Below are 21,859 nucleotides of genomic sequence, written 5' to 3' on the forward strand. Positions count from 1 at the left end.
TTATCCGGAAAGGCAGGATTGCCCACATCGCCATCGCGCATCGCTACGTGATGCCCGACCGGGGCTTCGGGCTGGCGCTTCGGCTGCCGCGCCCGCAACGCATGGTATTTTCGCTGAGATCGGGCAGCAGTCATCCCGCTTTCCGGGATCGATGACCGGCGAAGGTTCAGAAAACCTCCTTCTTCGCCACGTTACCCTGCTGGATCTGGTATTCCACCGGCGTGGCATATTCGATCGGGACCGTCCAAGCGGCCCCGGCATACAGCCGCATCGTCGGTAGTTGCAGACAGTTCCGGCGCCCTTGGTCGCATTGGCGGCCATCCGCCATTTCGACGCTGGTATTCGAACCGTTGTGGAACGTGATCGCGTGCTCGGTGCGCGTGGCGGTGATCCTGCCGGTCGGTGCCACCGGCCGGGCAATCACCAGGACGTCATAGCCGACGAAGACCTTGAGCGCCGTGCCGTCTGATTCCACCGAACCTGCGACGGGTCTGATGGCGACGCGGTAGACGCGTTCGTCATTTCCCCGCGGCACGATCAGCGCCACGCGTATCAGTTTGCGTTCGCCTGCTTCCAGGACGAGCTTCTGCGGCGTGACCAGCAGGCCCGTCACTGTTGGATCGGGAGACTCGAGGCGCTTTTCCTGCGGCGTTCCGGGCGCCTGGATGATCGCGGGTTCGACCACCACATATTGACGTTCGTCGCCGCCGTTGACCACTTCGATGTCGTCGCGCGGCGGGGCGTCGGGCGTCAGATCGACGATGACCTTGCTGAGCCCGATACCCGCCCTTGCCGGCACGGTGCCGGGAGGCCCCAGTACGCCGGCAAGGGCGATGGCGACCACGGCACTCCGCAGGATGGATGAAGGCGACGGGGGGAAAGCAGGCATGTTCATGGATGGACCTTCCGCTGCTGGAATAGGGGAATTTGCGCAGGCGCTCCGGGCGCTGTCTCCGAGGATCGGCAGAGCTGGTCGCCGATCGTGGCATAGCCCTCGCCCGGCTTGATCGTCGTGAGCGTCACTTTGCAGACGAGACCGTCGCGCGTACGCACGTCGAGCGTGCCGCCCGGGCTGGTCTGGATCAGGAAACGGCCCGCTTCGTCGCTTTGCGCCAGGTCGCCGCCTGCCGCGATTTCGGCATGTGGGATCGGCTCGCCATCGGCCCGCACCAGCCGGCCGAACACGGCCGCCACCTGCCGGGAGCGCCAGGTTAGTCGGACCGCGTTGCCAGGATAGAGGCTCACCTGCCGGGCATTGCCGTCGTATTCGCTCAAGACCTGGCCCTTGGCGCGAATGCGCACGGCATAGGCGCGATAGGATGGCAGCGTCAGCGTCAGATCCCTGCCGGCCCCGGCCGTGCCCATCATCCGGTTGTCCACCAAGACCTCGAAAATCGCGCCGGGATCGTCGGCATCGACATGGATCACCACTACCGCGTCGCCATTGCTGCCTTCGTCGAAACGCACGCCGCCTTGCCCCACCACCATCGCGGTCTGCAGCGATGCGCCGAACTGGGGGCCGCCGCGCGCGAAAGGTTGTACGAGGTTGAGATTGCCGCTGCCGACCGAGCTGCGCGCCTGTATTTGCGCGTCGGCGTAAGTGGTGCCGTTCGCGCGCGCCACGCCGCCATCGGCCTGGACCTGGGCGCCCAGCAGGTCGTCGAACCGGCGCGTGGCATGGAAACCACCTTCCGCTTCGCCCGGTGCTCTGTCCCCGGGGCTGTACCGGCTGGCGGCGGTCGCGGTGTAGGTGGTGCGGGGGCGGGTGATGCTCAGGTTCAACCCGAGGTAGGCCTGGCGCCCCGCCCGGGTCGCGGTGTAGCTGCCGTTGAAGTCGAGGGCGACGCTGCGCCCGCGCACCAGCGGCAGGTAGAATGCGGGCCCCAGTGAATAGTCGCGGGTGTTCGCCTGCCGCCGGTACGTGCCTGCCAGCGCCAGGCGCCCTTGTCCGATACGATAGCCGACCGCCCCGCTGAACTGGGTATAACCGCCGGAGTAGAGGGTATATTCCAGTCCGCCCGGCGTGGGCAGCAGCAGCTTCGTGGTCGCCAGCAGAGGTCCGCCTCCGGGATTCGAAACGCGGCGCGCGTCGAGATCGATGGAAAGCCTCCCGGACGTCGTGCGGGTGAGATGGCCGAAAAGGCCAAGGCCTCCGCGATTGGAGACCATCACCGAGGTATCGAGCTGCCAGTCGCTGTTCAGCAGGGTGGCGCCGGCCGAGGCCCATTGCCGCCTGTCCGTGCCGATCACGCCCAGGTTGACGCTGAGATTGGGATGCATCCGGCGCGCCCAGCCCGCCTGGAACAGCGGCGTGCGGCTGATATCGCCGATCACTCCCTCGCTGTTGCGCACCACCGCGCCGGCATAGAGCAGGAACGCGTCATGCCCTACCATGGGCAGGGTGCTGCTGCGCGAGAAGAAGCGCTGTTCCTGTCGTACTCCGCCCGAAGCCGAGGTCGTGCGCAGGGTCACGGTATAGGAGCCCTCCGGCAGGGCGGAGGTATCGAGTGCCTGGTTGCCCGCGTCGTAGACCATCGAGGACATGATGCGGCCGTCGACGAGGATATCGACCCGCGCCCGCTGTTCGAGAAACAGGATCAGCGGGCTGCCCATCAACTGATCGCGGTCGAGCCGGGTGTTGAACTGGGTGGACACCCCGAGGCCCACCATCTTGACCCGATCGAGCAAGGTGTTGCCGGGTATCCAGAAGGCACCGGCGGTATAACGCAGTCCGGGCCGATCGATCTCGGCGGCCAAAGTGTCGGTGTGAAAGCCTGAATAGCTCGCCTGCTGGAAGTTGGCGCGCAGGCGGCCGGTACCGATGCCGAGTATGGCGTTATCCTGAAGGTAATACTGCAGCGGCTCCCGGCCTCCGCCGGAAACCGTGCCCGACAGGAAATTGACCAGCGCGGGGGTATCGGGCGGAGGTGGCAGGTTCTGCATGCGCATCGCCGCCTTCACGGTCAGGAAGCGGGGATCGACGATGATCTCGACCCGATAGCGCGCGGCGTCGAAAACAATGGCCGCCACCTCGGGCCTGGGCCGGGGGCAGGACGACGCGTCGGGCGGGCAGACGGCCTCGGCGTGCGGGTCGAGATCGGGGGCGGCCAGTTGCGCCAGCACCCTGGGGCGGTCGCTGATGCCGGGCAGGCTGTCCACCAGCGTGCGCGCATCGGCGAAACGGAAATGACCGGGCTGCACGATGGCGACGGCCTGGCCCACCGCGACGCCGCCCATGTAGACGTCGAGCACCACCTGCTGCGGGCCGGTCAGGTCTTCGAAGCCGGGCGGGGCGGTGACGGCCAGGGCGAGCCTGGGCGCCGTGCGCGGCGGGTCGTCCGCCTTTGCCGGGCCGGACGCGACTGTCGCCATCGCGATGGCTCCGACGATAGCAAGGAAAGTTGTCCGCCCCATGTGCGCCTGTCAGTTCGGCGACACCATGAGCGTCAGGGTTCCGTTGTAGTTTCCTGCCCGTGCAGCGCCCAAGTCGGCGGCGGGCAGGGTGACTATGAGGCTCGCACTGGCGCTGAGCAGGCCGCCAATGGAGCACAGGACATTGAGCCCGTTAGGCGATCGTGAGCCTACCCCCGTTGTCAGTTGCGTGCCGGTAGTCTGCTGTCCGGTGAACGCCCACTGCACCGTGTAGGCCATGGGCGCGACAGCGCTGCTGATGTTGGCGAGCGTGAAGGCTCCGCCGCTGCCCGATCCGGTGGCCTTGATCGTGTATCCCTGCAGGCTGTTGTAGACGCACACCGTCTGCGCGACCATGCGGTTCGTCGTGACCGCGGCGATCGTCCCGAAAGATACGTCGACGAGCCCGCTGATCTGGAACGTCTGAGCCCGCGCCTCGGATAAAGGCTGGAGCAGGCCGGCTATCGCAAGGACGCAGCCCAGTCCGCGCCCCAACCTTGATGACATCCTGTTATCCTTCCCCGCTGCCAGCCTCACCGCCCGGCCTGGAAGAGAGGCGGCCGGGCGGTGAGGCTGGGGACCTTGGCGGGCGCGCTTATTGCGGCGTTACCAGCAGGGTCAGTATCCCGGTGTAGTTTGCATTGGCCACCATCGTCTCCTGGCTGCTGGCGGGAATGGTCACGGCCAGCGTGGCGGTGGGGGTGGCACCGGCGACGCAGAGCGGCGTGATGGCCGAGCTGGTGAACGCGGCAGAAGTGGTCGTGGCGGTCAACGCCGTGCCCGTTGTCGCGCCCGACGTCCCTGTCCAGGCCACCGAATAGGGGATTTCCGGCACGCCGGTGCTGGCCAGGGTAAAGGCAGTGCCGGCGCCGCCGTTTCCGCTCGCCCGGATCGTGTAGCTTCTGGTGGCGGAGTTGCTCCACACGCAGACGTTTTCAGCCATCCGCGCGTCGGTCCTGCCATCCAGGTTGGTAAATGCGAGATCGCTCAGGTTGGATATTTGCACGAGCGCCGGAATGGTGGCGGTGATGGTGATGTTGCCGGTGGATGTCGTCCCCAGCGTTCCCTGTTGAGCGGCGTGCGCCGATACTGCGGGAAGCAGGGAGCCCATCATGACAAGCGCTATTAAACAGCGCGAGCGGGCAACGCGATTTTTCGAAATTACAGTCATTTGTGTCAACCTCATCAAGGCCGCACCCGATCGACAATCGTCTTATAATTGCGATTTTGCAGCAATCGAAAAATACGAATTACCCCCTAATGATTCATTAAATTTGTGTACAATTCCAATAGTATAAAGGCCATAGCGGTTCTATTTACAGCCGATGCAACTCTATGTTTGGAGGGGCTGGTCGCAGGTCCTTGTGTGTAAAAGCTTTCTGCCAAAGTCGGCCTGCTTTCGGGCTGGCGGAGATGCGGTTGTTAGCCGCTTCGTCTGGGGCCGCAGTGAGTGTTTTCGCAATTCGCAACGAGGGTGAGCGCGACGCGGCGGTTGACACTTGGCCCAGGGAGCGTCGCCGAAGCCGCCGACGGCGCACCACTGATCAGCCCAGGCAAGTGAGGCTGGGCCCGACCCGGGATGGGCCACGGTATCGAACTCCGGCCATGAATGCGGCTCAGCCCTATACGGGGCCAGTTTTCCGTTGTCTGGCGCGTGCGTTTGGTAAAAAATACCCGGACATGGAGGCGGTGTTTTGCACGAGCACCTACCGATCCAGCGCGCCGTGCCCGGCGAACATCGTCCAGGAAGCCCGGATGATGTTGTGCCCCGCCATCGCCCATCCCCTCAGGTCACGCTGAACACCGCCCATTCCGGCGATCATGGAGACAATGCCCGATGAGCCGTCGCCCGTTGCACCGCTTGCTCACCGCCTTGTCCGTTGCTGCGCTTGCCATCTCGTCGGCGCAGGCCCGGGAGCGGAAGCCGCCAAATTTTCTCATCATCGTAGCGGATGACCTCGGCTACTCCGACCTTGGGAGTTTCGGCGGCGAAATCCGTACGCCCAATCTCGACGCCCTGGCGCTTCGCGGGGTGCGGTTCACGGATTTCCATACCGCGCCGGCCTGTTCGCCGACGCGGGCGATGGTGCTGACCGGCACCGATCCGCACAGGGTCGGCCTCGGCGCGATGGAATTGGTGGCACCGAACCAGCGTGGCAAGCGAGGGCTGGAGGGTTACCTGCGCCCGGACAACGCCACCTTGGCCGAACTGCTCGCCGCCAGCGGCTATCGCACCTATCTGTCCGGCAAGTGGCACCTGGGTGCGGCGCCCGGACAGGATCCGCATGATCGGGGTTTCCAGCGCAGCTTCGCCATCCTGCCTGCCGCGCACAATCACTTCGGCCTCGGTCTGGCCACTGATCCGACGAAGGGCGTCGTTTACACCCAGGACGGCAAGGTCATCGAGGAACTACCCGCGGATTTCTACTCGTCCGATTATATCGGCGACCGGATGGTGGCATTCCTGAAGGAAGCGGCGAGAGGGCCAGACAGGCACAAGCCATTCCTGGCCTATCTTGCGTTCACCGCGCCGCACGCGCCGTTGCAGGCGCCTGCCGAGGACATAGCCCGCTACCGGGGTGTCTATGACGAGGGGTTCGACGTGCTGCGCGCGAAGCGCCTCGAACGGCAGGCGGCGCTGAAACTTCGGGATCCGGCCAAGCCTGCCCATGCCAGGACAAAGCCGGTTGGTGGCTGGCAGGCGCTTACGCCGCAGGAAAAGGCTATATCGGCAAGGGAGATGGAAATATTTGCCGCGATGGTTGATCGTCTCGACCAGAATGTCGGCCGGGTGGTTCAAGAACTGCGCCGGTCAGGCCAGCTCGAAAACACGGTGATCGTGTTTCTCTCGGACAACGGTCCGGAAGGCATGGCGTATGATGACGCGGAACTCCCGTCGATCAAGAAGCGCCATGACGAGGCGGACAACCGCCTCGATAATCTCGGCGCGGCGACGTCCTACGTCGGTTACGGTCCCGGCTGGGCCGGTGCATCGGCGGCGCCGTCCTGGCTCTACAAGACTTACGCCACCGAGGGGGGCACCCGCACGGCCAGTTTCATCGCCGGCCCCGCGAACATCGTCGGGGCTGCCCGGATTGACCGCGCCTTCCTGACCGCGGCCGACATCACGCCGACCTTTCTCGATCTTGCCGGTGTGCCCGACCCCGCCGGCCACTTCGAAGGACGCCAGGTCGAGTTGATCCAGGGTTCGTCTCTCGTGCCCTACCTCAGCGGGAAAGCGGCTTTCGCCCATGGCCCCGAGGAAGCCTTCGGAACCGAACTGTTCGCCTCCCGGTCGATCCGGCAGGGAAAGTGGAAGATCACCGATACCGGTGACGGGCAGTGGCATCTGTTCGACCTGGATCAGGATCCCGGGGAAACCAACGACCTCGTCGCCGAGCAGCCGGTCAAGCTGGCGGAACTGACCGCGGCGTGGGATCGCTACGTGCAGAAGAACGGAGTCGTGCCGCCGACGCAGCGGTTTCACTCGCCCTGAGACGCGAGGTATCTGACGACGCCCGGGCCTGGGATCGGCCATTGCCGCCCAGACCCGGTTCGCCGGCGATCAGAACCGATAGCCCAGCGTGCCCATCACGTTGCGCGGCGCGCCCATGAAGCAGTCGCCGCGGGCGAGGCAGGAGGCGTAGAACTTGTTGTTGAGCAGGTTCGTCGCATTGATCGCGAAGCGCCAGTTCTCCCAGTTGATCTCCGCAAGGGCGTCCACGGTCGTGCGGGACGGCGTGACAACGGTGTAGAGGGTGCCGGCGGGGATCGCCGGATTGAGGCCGTAAGGGTCGATCGCGCCGGTCGACTTGCTCTTGCCGTTATAGACCACGCCGCCGCCCAGCCGTAGCTGCGCGCCCTGCGAAACCCCGAAGGTCTTGGTCGACCAGATCGACGCGGTGTGGCGCGGCATGTAGTCGAGGCTGCTGTTCACCTCGGACTTCAGCTGGTTGTAGCCGTAGTTCAGCAGCAGCTCGAAGTCGCCGGGCAGCGTGTGGCTGGCCTCGAACTCGACGCCCTTGGTGGTCAGCTCGCCCGACTGGCTGATGACGTTGTTGGGCAGGTAGAGGACGCGGTTGCGTTCCTTGATGTGGAAGCCGGTGATCGTGACCAGCGTGTTGGGTTCGGGCTGCCACTTGACGCCCACTTCGAACTGCTTGCCGGTCTGCGGCTTCAGGCCGTTGCCGTCGCTGTCGGAACCGGCCAGCGGCAGGAAGCTCTCGGTGTAGCTGAAGAAGGGCGAGATGCCGGCGCCGATTTCTCCGATGATGCCGGCGCGGAACGTGGTGGCATTGTCCTTGTTGCCCGCCGAGGAGGTCACCCGGTCGCGGCGCGCACCCACGACCAGCGAGACGCGGTCGAAGAAGCGGATCTGGTCCTGGGCATAGAAGCCGAGCTGCTTCTGGCTGTCGTATGCGAAGGGGCCGGACGGATCGTAGGTCAGCAGGGCGTCGTAGTCGATGTCGTAGAGATCGATCAGCTCGCTGCCGCCGGCATAGCGCTTGCCGACCTTGTTCCAGCTATAGTCGAGACCGACGAGCAGCTTGTGCTCGATGTTGGCGCCGGTGTTGAAGGTGAACTGCAGGTTGTTGTCGGTCGAGAAGACATTCATCCGCGCGTCGCTGGCATCGGCGTAGAGCCCGATGGTCCGGCCGTAGGTGCCCAGCGATGCGTAGGGCAGGTACGGGTTGGTCGGGTAGGTGTAGCTGTCCGCGTAGTGCGTGTTGTATTCCAGGTCGCTGTCGATGTAGCGCGCCTTCACGCTCAGCCGGATATTGTCCGAGAACGCGTGCGTGATCGACCCACCGCCCTGCAGCGTGCGGCCCGCATAACGGTCCCAGCCCGGCTTGCCGACGAAAGTGTACTGGCCCAGCCGCGCCGAGGGATCGGCGGGGTTCGGGCGGAAGGTGCCGGCGATCGGCAGGAACTGCGAGGTCGAGCCGGTATCGTCCTCCTGATAGAGGCCGGTCAGGATCACGTCGGTGTCCGGCGTCGGCTGCCAGCGGATCGAGGGCGCGAACATCACGCGGTCATCGGGAACGTGGTCGACGTAGGTATCGGCATCGCGCACGCGGCCCACGGCGCGGATCGCGAGGTTGCCCGACAGCGCGAGGTTGAGGTCGGCCATGGCCTCCTTGCGGTCGAAGCTGCCGTAAACGAGGTTGACCTCGCCGCCGGTCCGGAACTCCGGCACCTTGGACACGAGGTTGACGAGGCCGCCGATCGAGCCCTGGCCGAACAGCACCGAGGCCGGGCCGCGCACGATCTCCACGCGCGAGAAGTTGTACGGGTCGGAGGTGATGCTGGCGTAGTAGCTGAAGATGTCGCGCATGCCGTCGCGGAACTGTAGCGCGTCGATGCCGCGGATGTTAAAGCCGTCGACGCGGGTGTCGCGGCCATAGGGATTGGCCAGTACGCCGGCGGCATACTTCACCGTGTCGCTGATGCTGATCGCGCCCTGCGACAGGTAGCGCTCGGATGTGATGACCGTAAGCGGCTGGGGGACTTGGATCAGCGGCGTTTCCGTCTTCGTGCCCGAACTGGCGGCGGTGACGACAATGCTGCCGTCTTCGGTCGCCTGCTCTTCGGGCGTGCGGGCGCCCTGCTCGTCCGCCCGTGCGGCCACTGAGGTCGAAAGGGCGAGCCATGCTACGCCGCACAAGGCGAGAGAACGACCGGAAACCATATAAAACCCCTCTTGCTACTAATTCTCAATAATGGGCGCGTTATCGCTATTGGGAACGAGTCGCAATATCGCGTTCGTTTAGATTGATGGCTGTGGCGCATGGGCAACATGCAGCGTCGCCATGCACGATGTCGGAGGCTGTGGGCATTGCCGAAGCGACCCGATGAGCGCGCTGCCCGCAGCGCAGGATAGGGCGGATCGTCGAAGACCCGTCGGACGCCCAACCTGTTTCGCCTTGCGCGCAATCCGGCGCTCGGCTTGCGGCGCCTTGGCGGCAGCACGGCCTGCGGCCGGTCGAACGTTCCGCCGGTCCTTGGACCGCGAACTGCGCCAGCCCGAAAAGCCTGCCCAATCCACGCTTGCCGGGCTCCAATTCGTTTGCTAGCGAAACCACAGGTTCAAATCAGAGACGGTGAGGCTTCATTGGCTATACTAAAAGGGCGCACCATTCTGATCAGCGGCGCGGCTCGCGGTCTCGGCGCGGCGTTCGCGCAGGCCTGTGCGGAAGCAGGCGCGCGCATCGCGGTGGCCGACATCGACGGCGAAGGCGCCCTGCGCATGGCGGAGCAACTGCGCGAGCAGGGTTATGAAGCACAAGGATTCGCGGTCGACATTGCCGATCCGCTCGCCGTTACGGCGCTGGCGACCGACGTGGCGGAGCGGCTGGGCGGGATCGACGGCCTGCTCAACAATGCGGCGCTGGCCACCGGGATCGGCGGCAAGACGTTCGAGGAGATCGACCTCGACCAGTGGGATCAGGTCATGCGCATCAACGTGCGCGGAACCTGGCTGATGACGAAGGCGTTCGCGCCGATGCTGCGCCGCTCGGTCAAGGGTGGGCGTGTCCTCAATATCGCGTCGGACACGGCGCTCTGGGGCGCGCCGCGCCTGCTGCATTACGTGGCGAGCAAGGGAGCGGTCATCAGCATGACCCGCTCCCTGTCCCGGGAATTGGGGGAGGACGGGATTACCGTCAACGCTCTGGCGCCGGGCCTCGTGCGGGTTCCGGCGACCGACTACGTGCCCGAGGAGCGCAAGCAGTTCTACGTAGACGGTGCGGCGATTCGGCGTCCCCAGGTGCCCCAGGACACTGTCGGCGCGGCAGTGTTTATGTTGAGTGACGCCAGCGGGTTCGTTTCGGGACAGATCCTGCCGATCAACGGCGGCCTTATCTCGGCCTGAATTCCCCCTTTTTTCTGCCTTGCAGCCGGTCGGCCATCGCCGCGCCGGCTGTTTGCGTGCGCCCCTGCATACCCAGGCGATGCCGCCGACCTGTCACAAAAGTTATTGACAAAAACCCGATTCGGCGGTTTGATCGTAATACAAACAGCGTTTGATATACGAACCATTTAGATAAACAGGCCAGGGAGCTTTCCATGCAGTACCGCAGTGCGTTCACGAGTTCGATGTTGGCAGTCGCGGTCGCCGCGCTTCCCCATGCAGCCTTCGCGCAGGATGCGCAGGCACCGGCAGCGGAAGGCGAGGGCCTGGGTGAGATCGTCGTCACCGCCACCAAGCGTTCCGAGGATTCCCAGAAGACCGCCACCGCACTGCAGGTCTTCACCCCCGACCAGCTCAAGAAGAGCGGCATCGCCGACGTCTCGGGCCTGACCACCGTTTCTCCCAGCCTGAACATCGGCGCCAGCAGCGGCGCGGCGTTCCTGTCGATCCGCGGCGTCGCCAGCCGCGACTTCACCGAGATCGGCGACAGCGCCATCGCGGTCAGCATCGACGACCAGTACCTCCAGCGCCCGACCGGCATCAACGCCAGCTTCTACGATCTCGAGCGCATCGAAGTGCTGCGCGGCCCGCAGGGCACGCTTTACGGCCGCAACGCCACCGGCGGCGCCGTGAACATCATCACCAAGAAGCCGACCGATCAGGCCGAGGGCTACGTCTCGGTCGAGACCGGTAACTACGACACGATCAACGTCGATGCTGCCGTGAACCTTCCGATCACCGAGGGCATCGCGATGCGCGCCTCGGCGGTCTCGCGCTACAACGAAGGCTTCCGCAACAACGGCGCGGTGGGCCGGGGCGACAGCACCAACGTCAAGGGCGGCCGCCTGCAGTTCCTGCTGACCCCGACCGATCGCCTCAAGGTCCTGCTCAGCGGCGACTACATGCACCTCGGCGGTTCGGGCGCAGTCTACGACGGCGTCAAGCTGACCACCGTGAACGGCGCGATCACCACCGTCCCCAAGGACGATTCCTACGACGCCACGCACTGGGGCCTGAACACCAAGGGCCGCTTCGACACCACCAACATCCGCCTGCTGGGCCGTGCGGACTACGACCTCGATGTCGCGACCGTGAGCTACATCTCGGGCTACATGAAGCAGGACCTGTTCCACAAGTGGGACAACGACGGCCAGGCCGACAAGTTCTACATCTACACCCGCGACGAAAAGTCGGAGGACGTCAGCCAGGAGCTGCGCGTCGCCTCGAACAACAAGTCCGGGTTCATCTGGCAGTTCGGCCTCTATTATTTCAATGAGGACCTCACGCTCGCCAACTATTTCGACAACGATATCAGCGGCGCGCCGGTCAACCTGCGCGAGTACCACTATGACGTGACGACCCGTTCGAAGGCGGCGTTCGGCCAGGTTTCCTACGACCTGCTCGACAACCTGCGCGTCTCGGGCGGCATCCGCTACACCAAGGACATGAAGAGCCGCGAGGGCTACAGCTACGTCGGCAGCCTGACGCAGAACGTCGCCGACGGCGTGGCGGAGCGGACCTACGCCACCGACGACACCCGCGCCTCGTGGACCAAGGTGACCTGGCACGGCGGCATCGACTACACGCTGAGCCCGGAAAACCTGCTCTATGCCAAGGTCGACAGCGGTTACAAGTCCGGTGGATTCAACAACTTCGGCCTCGGCAACTACGATCCCGAGACGCTGATCGCCTATGAAATCGGCTCGAAGAACCGCTTCTTCGACGACAAGCTGCAGGTGAACCTCAGCGCCTTCTGGTACGACTACAAGGACCAGCAGGTTTCGCAGGTCGTCGGCGCCGACACCATCGTCGTCAATGCCGGCAAGTCGCGCATCAAGGGCATCGAGGCGGAGACCGTTGCGGCGCTGTTCGAGGGCAGCCGCATCGACTTCTCGGTCACCTACCTCGACGCCAAGTACCGCGATTTCTGCACCAACAAGACGGTGGCCGGCGTCTGCACCGTCGACTTCGGCGGCAACTACCTGGTGCAGTCGCCCAAGTGGTCGATCAACGCCGGCATCCAGCAGAGCTTCGCGGCGCTGGGCGGCGAGTTCACGGCACGGGCGCAGACGCAGTACCGCTCGGAGCAGTGGATGAGCTACTTCAACCGCGCGACCGAGCGTCAGGGCGCCTACACCCGCACCGACCTGAGCCTCGAATACGTGCCGGACAACACGAGCCTGTCGGTCCAGGCCTACGTGCGCAACCTCGAGAACAGCGTCGTGCTGACCGAGGCGGCGCAGAGCGGCCTCTACGGCGCCATCCGCAGCCAGTATGCGCCGCCGCGTACCTACGGTGTGCGCGCGACCTTGCGCTGGTAAGCCAGCGAGGGGGCGCGGCGCGCCTACCCATCCTCCTCCGAACTGCCGCGCCCCCTTCTTTTCATGACCGGAGACCACCGATGCAGCGCCTGTCTTCCCTCCTCGCCCTGACCGCCGCGATGCTCTGCGCCCACCCGGCGGCGGCGCGCGATGCCCGGGCGTCGCAGCCCCGGATCGAGACCCGTTCGGCGCCCGTGCTGACGGTGGACGACCTGCGTTTCCGCGACCTCGACAGGAACGGCCGCCTCGATCCCTACGAGGACTGGCGCCTGCCTGCCGCGAAGCGTGCCAGGGACCTGACCGCGCGCATGACGGTGCCCGAAAAGGCGGGCATGATGATGCACGCGGTCAACTCGGGCTATTTCGGCCCCGGCGGCGCCGTGCTCGACCAGTTGGCCCCGCCGCCGCCGGGCGCGCTCAAGCCGCCGGTCAACGTCACCGGCGTCCCCGGCTTCGACCGCGCCGACAAGCCGAGCCCGCGCGACCTGATCCTCGACCGCCACGTGCGCTACATCATGACCTCGCCCGGCGGCTCGCCCGCCGACGCGGCGCGCTGGGCCAATGCGCTCCAGGAGATGGCCGAAGGCAGCCGCCTGGGCGTGCCGATCGTGTTCAGCGCGGATCCGATCCACACCACCAACCGCCTGCCGGGAGGGGCGCTGCCCCCGCCCGACCGGGTCAAGATCACGTCGAGCTGGCCGGACCAGATCGGTCTCGCCGCCACGCGCGATCCGGCGCTGGTCCACCGGTTCGGCGAAGTCGCCTCCGCCGAGCTGCGGGCGATGGGCTTTCGCATGATCCTCAACCCGATGGCGGACGTGGTGTCGGAGCCGCGCTGGAACCGGATTCCCGGGACGTTCGGCGAAGACGCGAAACTCAATGGCGAATACGCGGCGCAGTTCATCCTCGGTGCGCAGGGCAGCCGTCTGGGGCCCGACGGAATCATGGCGACGGTCAAGCATTTCCCCGGCGATGGTCCGGTGGAACATGGGCTGGATCCGCATAATCCCTATGGCACGCGCCTGGTCTACCCCGGCCGGCGGCAGAAGCTGCACTATGACGCTTTCGCGCCCTCTTTCCGCGCCAATGTCGCTTTCGCGATGGGCAGCTACGGCATCCCGACCTGGATCGACGACGTCGCCACCAATTTCTCGCGCAAGGTCATGACCGACCTGCTGCGCACCAAGATGCGCTTCAAGGGCGTGGCCATCACCGACTGGATGCACGCGCAGCCCTGGGGCCTGGAAGACCAGCCCAAGATCGAGCGCGAGCGCCGCATGGTCTGGGCCGGCATCGACCAGCTCGGCGGCGAGCACGAGACCTCGTACATCGTCGACCTCGTCAAGCAGGGCAAGCTGACCGAGAAGCGCATCGACGTTTCGGTGCAGCGTATCCTCGAACCGATGTTCGCGATGGGCCTTTTCGAGAATCCCTACGTCGATCCCGACGCCGCGCTCCGCATCGTCAAGGCGCCGGACTACGTGGCCGCGGGCGATCTGGCGCAGCGCAAGTCCATCGTGCTGCTGAAGAACGTGTCGAACGTCCTGCCGCTGGCGCCGGGCCGCAAGGTCGCGCTGGAGGGCTTCGCCGCCACGCCCCGGGCGCTCGCGGATCGCGTCGCCGAAGCGGCGCAGGCCGACGTGATCGTCGTCAAGGTCAATGCGCCCTATCGCAACAATACCACCGGACAGGCCTTCTTCGTGAAGACCCATGAAGGCACCCCGGTGTTTGCGGGCGCCGACAACGCCGACGAGCTGGCGATGATCCGCAAGGCCGTTGCCACCGGCAAGCCGGTCGTCGTGGTCATGAGCATGGAGCGCCCCGCGGTCCTTGCCGAGTTCATCGACACCGTGCCCGGCATGATCGCCACCTTCGGCTCGGGCGACGATGCCCTCGCCGACGTGCTGACCGGCGCTTTCGCCCCTTCGGGCAAGCTGCCCTTCGCGCTCCCCGCCGACGCCGCCTCGATCGAGGGGCAGGCGGAGGACGTGCCCTTCGACTTCGCGCGCACCGCGTACCCGTTCGGCTTCGGCCTTTCCTATCCTCCCCGGAAAAACTGACACCATGGAAGTGATCGACACCCCAATGACCGAGACTGCCGTGACCAAGACTGGCGCGACCGCCGAGACGCAGACCACCGTGGGCGCCCTGATCGCCCAGCTGCTGGCGCACTGGGGCGTGAGCCACGTCTTCGGGGTCATCAGCATCCACAACATGCCGATCCTCGACCCGCTGGGCGAGCAGGGCGCGATCCGCTACATCTCCGCGCGCGGCGAGGCAGGCGCGCTCAACATGGCCGATGCCCACGCCCGCGTCACCGGCAACCTGGGCGTCGCCTTCACCAGCACCGGCACCGCTGCAGGCAATGCCGCCGGCGCGATGGTCGAGGCGCTGACGGCGGGTTCGCCGGTCATGCACATCACCGGGCAGGTGGAACTGGAGCACCTCGACCTCAACCGCGCCTATATCCACGAGGCCCCGGCGCAGATGCAGATGCTGGGCGCGGTTTCGAAGGCGGCTTTCCGCATCACCTCGCCCGACCAGGTGGTCGAGACGATGCGCGCCGCCGCCGAAGCCGCGCTGTCGGCGCCGACCGGCCCGGTCTCGATCGAAATCCCGGTCGACGTGCAGGCCGCGCCGATGACGATGCCTGCGGTGCTGCCCGAACTGTCGCCCAGGCGTCCCGCGACCGCCGCCGGCAAGATCGCCGCGCTGGCAGAAATGCTCGCCGCCGCGAAGAAGCCGGTGATCCTGCTGGGCGGCGGTGCACGCGGCGCCGAGGCCGAAGCGACCGCGCTGGCTGACAAGGGCATCGCCATCGTCACTTCCACCAACGGCCGCGGCGTCGTCGAGGAGACGCATGCCATTTCGCTGGGCGCGTTCAACTGCACGAAGGAAGTGCAGGCACTCTACGACGAGGCCGACCTGATGATCGTCGCGGGATCGCGCCTGCGCGGCAACGAGACGTGGATCTACAAGCTGCGCCTGCCCGCCAAGGTTGCGGTGATCGACGCCGACGCCACCTCGGACGGCCGCAGCTACGCCAACGACCTGTTCATCCATGGCGACGTCAAGGCGACCTTCGCGGGTCTGCTCGAAGCGCTGGGTGACACCACATACGACGCGGAATGGGGCGAGACGATCCGCGCCGCGCGCACCGTCATGCACGCCGGCATGCGCAAGAGCCTGGGCGCCTACGACCGCCTCGTCGACGAAATCCAGGCCCGCATCCCGGCTGATGCGGCATGGGTGCGCGACGTGACCATCTCGAACTCGATGTGGGGCAACCGCTTCCTGCGCGTGGGCAACACCCGCGCGGGCGTCCACGCGGTCGGCGGCGGCATCGGGCAGGGCCTGCCCATGGCGATCGGCGCGGCCTTCGGCGCGCCGGGCGGGGCCTATGCGCTGAGCGGCGACGGCGGCCTGACGCTGTGCCTGGGCGAACTCGCGACGCTCGCCGAGGAGAACCCCGACGTCACCCTCGTGCTGATGAACGACAAGGGCTACGGCGTGATCCGCAATATCCAGGACGTCGAGTACGGGGGCCGCCGCCACTACTCGAACATCCGCGTGCCCGATTTTGCGATGGTCGCCGCCTCGATCGGCCTGCGCCACGAGAAGGTCGGCGACATCGGCGAAGTCGGCGCCGCGCTCGACCGCGCGCGGTCGCAGCCGGGCGCCGCCATCGTCGAGATCGACATGCTGGCCATCGGCGCTTACCCCCAGGCCTTCGCCGGCCCCCCGCGCAAGGACTGAGCATGGCGAGCATCCCCCTCCCGCGCATCGGCCTGATCGGCGACGGCGGCATCTCGCGCGCCGTGCGCGAGGCGCTGGGCGCGGGGTCGCAGGTCGTCGGCATCCTCGCGCGCTGCCCGCGCGACGGGCTGGACGAGGCGCTGCGCGTCGAAACCGTGGTCGACCTTCTGGCGCGCCGCCCCGACATCGTCGTGGAGTGCGCCGGGCATGAGGCCGTGCGCGCCTATGGCGCCGAAGTGCTGCGCGGCGGACTTTCGTTCATGATCGTGTCCACCGGCGCGCTCGCCGATGCGGCGCTCGCGGAAACGCTGGCGTCGGCGGCAGAGGAGGGCGGGGCGCAGCTGGTCCTCGCCTCGGGCGCCATGGCCGGGATCGAGGGGCTCTCCGCGGCGCGCCTCGGCGGACTGGAACGTGTGCGCTATGTGGGCCGTAAGCCCGCCTTAGCGTGGCGCGGTACGCCTGCGGAAACGTTGCTGGACCTCGCGGGACTGACCGAGCCGACCGTGTTCTTCCGGGGCGACGCCCGTGTCGCGGCGCTGAGCTACCCGAAGAATTCGAACGTGGCGGCCACCGTGGCGCTGGCCGGTATCGGCTTCGACCGCACCGAGGTGGAGCTGGTCGCCGATCCGACGATCGCCACCAACGTCCACGAACTGCGCTTCGAGGGGGCCGACGGAACCTTCGAGGTGCGGATCGCCGGAGCCCCCTCGGCGGCGAACCCCAAGACTTCCGCGCTCACCGCCCACAGCATCGTGCGCCTGCTTCACGGCATGGCCGCGCAGATCGTCATCTGAGAATGACCCGCGAGACACTGATGACCCAACTGCTCAGCCCCGACCAAGTTGACTTCTCCGAAATCTGCGTGGGCGGCCGGTTCGGGCCCGGCAGCGGCGGCACCGCGCCCAGCATCGATCCGACCGACGGGACGCTGGTGGCGGACTATGGCATTGCCGGGCTCGACAACGTCGAGGACGCGGTAGCGATGGGCCGGGCGGCGGTTGCCGATCCGGCGTGGCGCGATCTCAGGCCGCACGAGCGCGCCCGCGTGCTCTATCGCATTGGTGACACCATCGAGGCGCATGCCGACGCGATCAGCGCGCTCCAGACCCGCGACACCGGCAAGACGCTGGCCGAGACGCGCGCTCTCGCGCTCTCGGCGGCGGGCACGTTCCGTTACGTCGCCGCCACGCTGGAGACGCTCGACGATGAACTGACCGCGCCGCGTGGCCCTTGGGTCACGATGTCGGTGCACGAACCGCTCGGCGTGGTGGCCGCCATCACGCCCTGGAACTCCCCGATCGCCAGCGACGCCCAGAAGGTCGCACCCGCGCTGGCCGGGGGGAACGCCGTGATCCTGAAGCCGGCCGAGTGGACGCCGCTGGTCTCGTTGTTCTTCGCGCGCCTCGCCTATCGTGCCGGACTGCCCGAGGGGCTGCTTTCGGTGCTGCCGGGCCCGGGCCGGGTGGTAGGCGACGCGCTGGTGCGCCATCCGCATGTGCGCAAGGTCGCGTTCACTGGGGGCACCGTCACTGGTCGCCGCATCGCCGAGATTGCCGGAACCAAGCTGATGCCCGTCTCGCTGGAACTGGGCGGAAAATCGCCGACCATCGTCTTGCCGGATGCCGACCTGGACGAGGCGATAGCCGGTGTCCTCTACGGCGTGTTCAGTTCCACCGGCCAGTCCTGCATCGCCGGATCGCGCCTGTTCGTCCACGAAACCATTCGCGACGAATTCGTCACCCGCCTGGTGGAACGCGCCAAGGCGCTGCGCCTGGGTCGGGGCGATGCGCCCGGCACGCAAATGGCACCGATGATCGCCCACCGTCACCGCGACGGCGTCGCCGCGATGGTCGATGCCGCCGTCGCCGCCGGCGCGCGGATCCTTTGCGGCGGCGAAGTGCCGCAGGGCGAATTCGCGCAAGGGGCCTGGTATCCGCCGACGATCCTCGACAACGTGTCGAACACCGACACAATCTGCCGCGAGGAGATTTTCGGCCCGGTGCTGGCAGTGATGTCATGGCGCGACGAGGAAGATCTCGTCGCCCGCGCCAACGACAACGAATATGGTCTCGCCTGCGGCATCTGGACTCGCGACTACAAGGCAGCGTGGCGCATTGCGCGCCGGATCGAGGCAGGCACGGTCTGGATCAACACCTACAAGCAGTTCAGCTCTTCGACGCCGTTCGGAGGCATCAAGGACAGCGGCCTGGGGCGTGAGAAGGGGCGGCACTGGATCCAGTCGTACATGAATCAGAAGGCGATTTACTTGGGAATGTCCGGGGAACCGATAGGCTGGGGTTGATCGGCGGGTATTTGCCGGTCAAAGAACTGGCGACCTGTTTTGCAATCGAGACACAATGACCAAGCCCGAAACTTTGCCGGATATTGACGAACGCTACATCGTGCCTGGCCTCGTTCGGGGCCTGCAGGTTCTCCAGAGTTTCACCCGCGAACGCCAGGAACAGACCGTTGCCGAAGTGGCGCGCCAGATCGGCACGACGCGTTCGACCGCATTCCGGCTGGTCTATACGCTCGAATACGCAGGCTACCTGCGTCGCATCGCCGAGGGAAAGCGCTATCAGCTGGGCAGCCGGGTCCTGGAGCTGGGCTACAGCTTTCTGGCCGGCAAGGATCTGATCGAGGTGGCCAATCCCGTCCTCGCGCGGCTGCGCGACGATACCGGCACGTCCTCGCACCTGGTCGTGCGCGAGGGGCGCGATGCCGTCTATATCGCGCGGTTCCAAGGCAACACCAGCCTGATCAGCGCGGTGACGGTCGGCTCGCGCCTGCCCGCGCACGCCACTGCTCCGGGCCGTGTGCTGCTGGCGAACATGAGCCTTTCCGAAGTCGTGGCGCTCTATGAAAGCTTCGAATTCACGAAGTACACCGACGCGACCCCCGACAGCATGGGTGATCTCGTCAGCCTTGTCGAAAGCGACCGCAAGCGCGGAACGGTGGTGAGCTGGGGTTTCTACGACCAGAACGTCGCCAGCGTGGCGGTACCGGTTTACGACGCCTCCGGCGAAGTGGCGGCGGCGATCTCGATCAGCTGCCCCATCCACACCTTCGACCGCGAGACGTTCGAGGGCCGCATCTCCACGCAGGTGGAGCGTGCAGGCATGGAAATCTCGCGCGGGCTGGGTTACCGCGCGGGCGGACAGGGCTGAGCGACGGTCGACATCGTCAACGGGGCGATGCGGCCCGCCGGCGGTTTGTCCGGGCGTTCACATCAACTCTGCGCCCACGCCGCCGCGCACTGCATCGCGCAACCGGCGCAGGAACTTGAGCGTCGCCTCAGAAGGGTGCTCGGCCCGCTCGTGCAATACGCGGATGCCCCATTGGCTCAGCACCATCTGCTGGACCGGGTCCTGCTTGGGTGAGAACACGTAGGACGGCGGCCGATCCCGCTCGCGGCCCGATTCCTGCCACATCTGCCACAGGCGGTAGAGCAGCATGCGGATGTTGAGGTCCGACATGCTGTAGCCCAGGAACAGCAGCGTGCGGCCCATCGCGTCGGCCTTGAACTTGATGTCCAGCGGCGAATCGAAAGCGAGGCGGCGGAAGTAGTCGGTCTCGGCGAGGACGAGCGATTCGTCGTCATCGAAATCGCCGTGGAACTTCACGATCTGCGGGAGGCCGCGCTCGGCGTTGACGATGTCGCTGGTGTTGGCGACCTTCACGAACTCACGCCCGTGGGCCTGGTAGGCGATCTCGAGGTTGTTGTCGTAGTTGGTGGTGTAGACCAGCGGGAAGTCGAGATCGACGATGATCTCGTGGATTTCCGATTCGCGCACCCGGTCGCTGCACACCGACCACGTGCGGTCCATCCAGCTGCGCAGCGGGCCGATGCTGCCGTTCTTGAGGCGGTAGTACTCGGAAAGCGTCTGGTAGCTCCAGCCCGACTGGTGGGGCATGCCCTCCAGCCCCAGTTCGCGCTTCATATGGTCAATCAGCTCGTGCCACGAAGGCAGCCCGACGCTCATCGAGAGGCCTGCGCCGGCGAACAGCAGGACCCGTCGGTCCCGGACTGCCGCGGCCAGCTCCTCGAAGCTGGCGACAATCATGCGATCACCGCATCGTGGCGGCGCGCGGTGACGGGCAGCAGCGCCAGCGCAAAGCAGGCGGCCGCCATCAGGCCGGTCGCGATCGTCATCACAGCGCCATAGCCACCGCTGGCGTCGCGCACGAAGCCGAACAGGGCCGGGCCAATCGACGAGCCGACGAGGAATGCGGCGAGCAGGTAGCCGTAGATGGCGGCGAAGGCGCGCTGGCCGAAGTAGCGGCTGATGAACAGAGCGATGACATCACTCTCGGCGCCGAAGCCGAGACCGATGGTGAGAGCCACCAGCACCAGCATCGGCATGCCAGCCGAGGCGCCTACCGTTACCGCCAGCACGAAGCCGAGGGCCGAGCATGCGAAGAAGGCGATGGCGACTCGCGGGACCGGGAAGTGGTCAGCCAGCCAGCCCACCAGTACGCGGCCGACGATCGTCGAGAGGCCATAGGACGAGGCGACGGCGGCGGCCTGCCCGGTCGAGAGGCCGTGATCGAGAGCGAGCAGGGAGATGTGCGGCACGATCCCGGTCAGCGCGACCGAGGCGAGCAGGATGGCGGCGGCCATGAGCGCGAATTCGCGCGTGCGGCGGGCTTCGGCCAGCGTCAGACCGGCGAGGGTGGATGTGGAGGCGGCGGGCATGTCGGGCGCCGGGCGTGCCAGCGCGAGATTGCAGAGGAATGGCACCACCATCACCAGCACCGCGAGCAAGGAGAGCGCGACCCGCCAGTCATGGCCTGCCAGCAATGCGCTCGCGACCAGGGGCATCACCACGTAGCCGACGCCCAGCCCCGCCGCCGCGATGCCGATGGCGAGGCCGCGGTGCTGGACGAACCAGCCGGTGATGAGCTTGGAGTAGCTGATGCTCTGCGTGGCCACGGTCGTCGCACCCCATGCAAAGGCGATAGCATAGAACAGCGGCAGGCTTCCCGCCAGCCATGCCAGCGCCGGGAACCCGAGGGCCAGCGCGACCATTGCAGGGAAAAGCAGGCGGCGCACGCCGCGACGGTCGAGCAGCGAGCCGGTCAGCGGCGAGGCAAGCACGCCCGCGACGTTGAAGAAGGTCAGCGCCAGCATGATCGCGCCCCGGCTCCAGCCGTGATCTGCGGCGAAGTGGGGGGCGAACAGGCCGAAGGTGCCGAAGATCATCGGGCCGGGGCTGAAGGCCAGGCCGATCACCGCGGCGAGCAGGACGCGCCAGCCCGGATAGCCGGGATTCGATTCCGCCGGGACGAAGCCTTCAGGTATCATGGATTGCGACCCTCATGTATCATAATTGAGACGAACAATTCCTATGTCAAACACATCGCCTTGGGAAGAGCGAAATCCGCGTTGTATGTGCGGGTGTTTGCAGGGCGGCTTGACAGGTACACACGCTTGAGGCACGAATCCCATATCGTAGACGTA

The 21,859-nt window shown here is 66.3% G+C and carries 15 protein-coding genes; 8 read left to right on the forward strand and 7 right to left on the reverse strand.

Features of this window, described 5'->3' with window-relative positions; all coding sequences use genetic code 11:
- Positions 1-166: 166 nt before the first annotated feature.
- From AC07M9_RS17710 to AC07M9_RS17725, 4 genes are all read right to left on the reverse strand, one after another.
- Positions 167-895, reverse strand: coding sequence for a fimbrial biogenesis chaperone (locus tag AC07M9_RS17710; protein WP_494885538.1), 729 nt, complete (start codon positions 893-895; stop codon positions 167-169).
- Positions 892-3,372 carry a TcfC E-set like domain-containing protein gene (locus tag AC07M9_RS17715; RefSeq protein ID WP_494885539.1) on the reverse strand — a complete coding sequence of 827 codons (2,481 nt, stop codon included), beginning with the start codon at positions 3,370-3,372 and terminating at the stop codon, positions 892-894. Before AC07M9_RS17715 ends, AC07M9_RS17710 begins: the two co-directional genes overlap by 4 nt.
- A gap of 51 nt (positions 3,373-3,423) precedes the next feature.
- A complete protein-coding gene (locus tag AC07M9_RS17720; RefSeq protein ID WP_494885541.1) occupies positions 3,424-3,918 on the reverse strand; it encodes a hypothetical protein in 495 nt (164 codons plus the stop codon).
- Positions 3,919-4,006: 88 nt separating this feature from the next.
- Positions 4,007-4,525: a hypothetical protein gene (locus tag AC07M9_RS17725; protein ID WP_494885543.1), complete on the reverse strand. Its 519-nt coding sequence runs from the start codon at positions 4,523-4,525 to the stop codon at positions 4,007-4,009.
- Positions 4,526-5,248: 723 nt separating this feature from the next.
- Here AC07M9_RS17725 and AC07M9_RS17730 point away from each other — a divergent pair.
- Positions 5,249-6,907, forward strand: a complete 1,659-nt coding sequence (locus tag AC07M9_RS17730) for an arylsulfatase (protein WP_494885544.1) — start codon at positions 5,249-5,251, stop codon at positions 6,905-6,907.
- Positions 6,908-6,976: 69 nt separating this feature from the next.
- Here the strand turns inward: AC07M9_RS17730 and AC07M9_RS17735 are convergent, their stop codons facing one another.
- A complete protein-coding gene (locus tag AC07M9_RS17735) occupies positions 6,977-9,100 on the reverse strand; it encodes a TonB-dependent siderophore receptor (RefSeq protein ID WP_494885545.1) in 2,124 nt (707 codons plus the stop codon).
- A 423-nt stretch (positions 9,101-9,523) separates the two neighbouring features.
- Between AC07M9_RS17735 and AC07M9_RS17740 the strand changes: the two genes are divergently transcribed.
- The 7 genes from AC07M9_RS17740 (at position 9,524) to AC07M9_RS17770 (ending at position 19,565) form a co-directional block, all read left to right on the forward strand.
- On the forward strand, positions 9,524-10,282 hold the full coding sequence (locus tag AC07M9_RS17740; protein ID WP_494885547.1) for an SDR family oxidoreductase: 759 nt from the start codon (positions 9,524-9,526) through the stop codon (positions 10,280-10,282).
- Positions 10,283-10,476: 194 nt separating this feature from the next.
- Complete coding sequence (locus tag AC07M9_RS17745) at positions 10,477-12,642, forward strand: TonB-dependent receptor (RefSeq protein WP_494885549.1); 2,166 nt, start codon at positions 10,477-10,479, stop codon at positions 12,640-12,642.
- 80 nt (positions 12,643-12,722) lie between these two features.
- On the forward strand, positions 12,723-14,702 hold the full coding sequence (locus AC07M9_RS17750) for a glycoside hydrolase family 3 protein (RefSeq protein WP_494885551.1): 1,980 nt from the start codon (positions 12,723-12,725) through the stop codon (positions 14,700-14,702).
- Between the two features lie 25 nt (positions 14,703-14,727).
- Entirely contained in the window at positions 14,728-16,398 is a 1,671-nt protein-coding gene (locus tag AC07M9_RS17755) for a thiamine pyrophosphate-binding protein (protein ID WP_494885553.1), read from the forward strand.
- Between the two features lie 2 nt (positions 16,399-16,400).
- On the forward strand, positions 16,401-17,192 hold the full coding sequence (locus AC07M9_RS17760; RefSeq protein WP_494885555.1) for an aspartate dehydrogenase: 792 nt from the start codon (positions 16,401-16,403) through the stop codon (positions 17,190-17,192).
- Between the two features lie 20 nt (positions 17,193-17,212).
- The gene (locus AC07M9_RS17765; RefSeq protein WP_494885556.1) at positions 17,213-18,700 is read left to right on the forward strand and encodes an aldehyde dehydrogenase; all 1,488 of its coding nucleotides are present in this window, start codon (positions 17,213-17,215) and stop codon (positions 18,698-18,700) included.
- Between the two features lie 55 nt (positions 18,701-18,755).
- Positions 18,756-19,565 (forward strand): IclR family transcriptional regulator, encoded by an 810-nt coding sequence (locus AC07M9_RS17770; RefSeq protein WP_494885558.1) that lies wholly within the window; start codon positions 18,756-18,758, stop codon positions 19,563-19,565.
- A 57-nt stretch (positions 19,566-19,622) separates the two neighbouring features.
- Here AC07M9_RS17770 and AC07M9_RS17775 read toward each other — a convergent pair whose 3' ends face one another.
- Together AC07M9_RS17775 and AC07M9_RS17780 are read right to left on the reverse strand one after the other, a co-directional pair.
- Complete coding sequence (locus AC07M9_RS17775; protein ID WP_494885559.1) at positions 19,623-20,462, reverse strand: SIR2 family NAD-dependent protein deacylase; 840 nt, start codon at positions 20,460-20,462, stop codon at positions 19,623-19,625.
- Positions 20,459-21,703 (reverse strand): MFS transporter, encoded by a 1,245-nt coding sequence (locus AC07M9_RS17780; RefSeq protein ID WP_494885560.1) that lies wholly within the window; start codon positions 21,701-21,703, stop codon positions 20,459-20,461. Before AC07M9_RS17780 ends, AC07M9_RS17775 begins: the two co-directional genes overlap by 4 nt.
- Positions 21,704-21,859 lie beyond the last annotated feature (156 nt).

Source organism: Novosphingobium sp. GW821-FHT09E05 (assembly GCF_059416165.1).

Coding starts and splice junctions, on each gene's coding strand:
- AC07M9_RS17710 (WP_494885538.1), bottom strand. CDS start 895: ATGAACATGCCTGCTTTCCCCCCGTCGCCTTCATCCATCCTGCGGAGT.
- AC07M9_RS17715 (WP_494885539.1), bottom strand. CDS start 3,372: ATGGCGACAGTCGCGTCCGGCCCGGCAAAGGCGGACGACCCGCCGCGC.
- AC07M9_RS17720 (WP_494885541.1), bottom strand. CDS start 3,918: ATGTCATCAAGGTTGGGGCGCGGACTGGGCTGCGTCCTTGCGATAGCC.
- AC07M9_RS17725 (WP_494885543.1), bottom strand. CDS start 4,525: ATGATGGGCTCCCTGCTTCCCGCAGTATCGGCGCACGCCGCTCAACAG.
- AC07M9_RS17730 (WP_494885544.1), top strand. CDS start 5,249: ATGAGCCGTCGCCCGTTGCACCGCTTGCTCACCGCCTTGTCCGTTGCT.
- AC07M9_RS17735 (WP_494885545.1), bottom strand. CDS start 9,100: ATGGTTTCCGGTCGTTCTCTCGCCTTGTGCGGCGTAGCATGGCTCGCC.
- AC07M9_RS17745 (WP_494885549.1), top strand. CDS start 10,477: ATGCAGTACCGCAGTGCGTTCACGAGTTCGATGTTGGCAGTCGCGGTC.
- AC07M9_RS17750 (WP_494885551.1), top strand. CDS start 12,723: ATGCAGCGCCTGTCTTCCCTCCTCGCCCTGACCGCCGCGATGCTCTGC.
- AC07M9_RS17755 (WP_494885553.1), top strand. CDS start 14,728: ATGACCGAGACTGCCGTGACCAAGACTGGCGCGACCGCCGAGACGCAG.
- AC07M9_RS17760 (WP_494885555.1), top strand. CDS start 16,401: ATGGCGAGCATCCCCCTCCCGCGCATCGGCCTGATCGGCGACGGCGGC.
- AC07M9_RS17765 (WP_494885556.1), top strand. CDS start 17,213: ATGACCCAACTGCTCAGCCCCGACCAAGTTGACTTCTCCGAAATCTGC.
- AC07M9_RS17770 (WP_494885558.1), top strand. CDS start 18,756: ATGACCAAGCCCGAAACTTTGCCGGATATTGACGAACGCTACATCGTG.
- AC07M9_RS17775 (WP_494885559.1), bottom strand. CDS start 20,462: ATGATTGTCGCCAGCTTCGAGGAGCTGGCCGCGGCAGTCCGGGACCGA.
- AC07M9_RS17780 (WP_494885560.1), bottom strand. CDS start 21,703: ATGATACCTGAAGGCTTCGTCCCGGCGGAATCGAATCCCGGCTATCCG.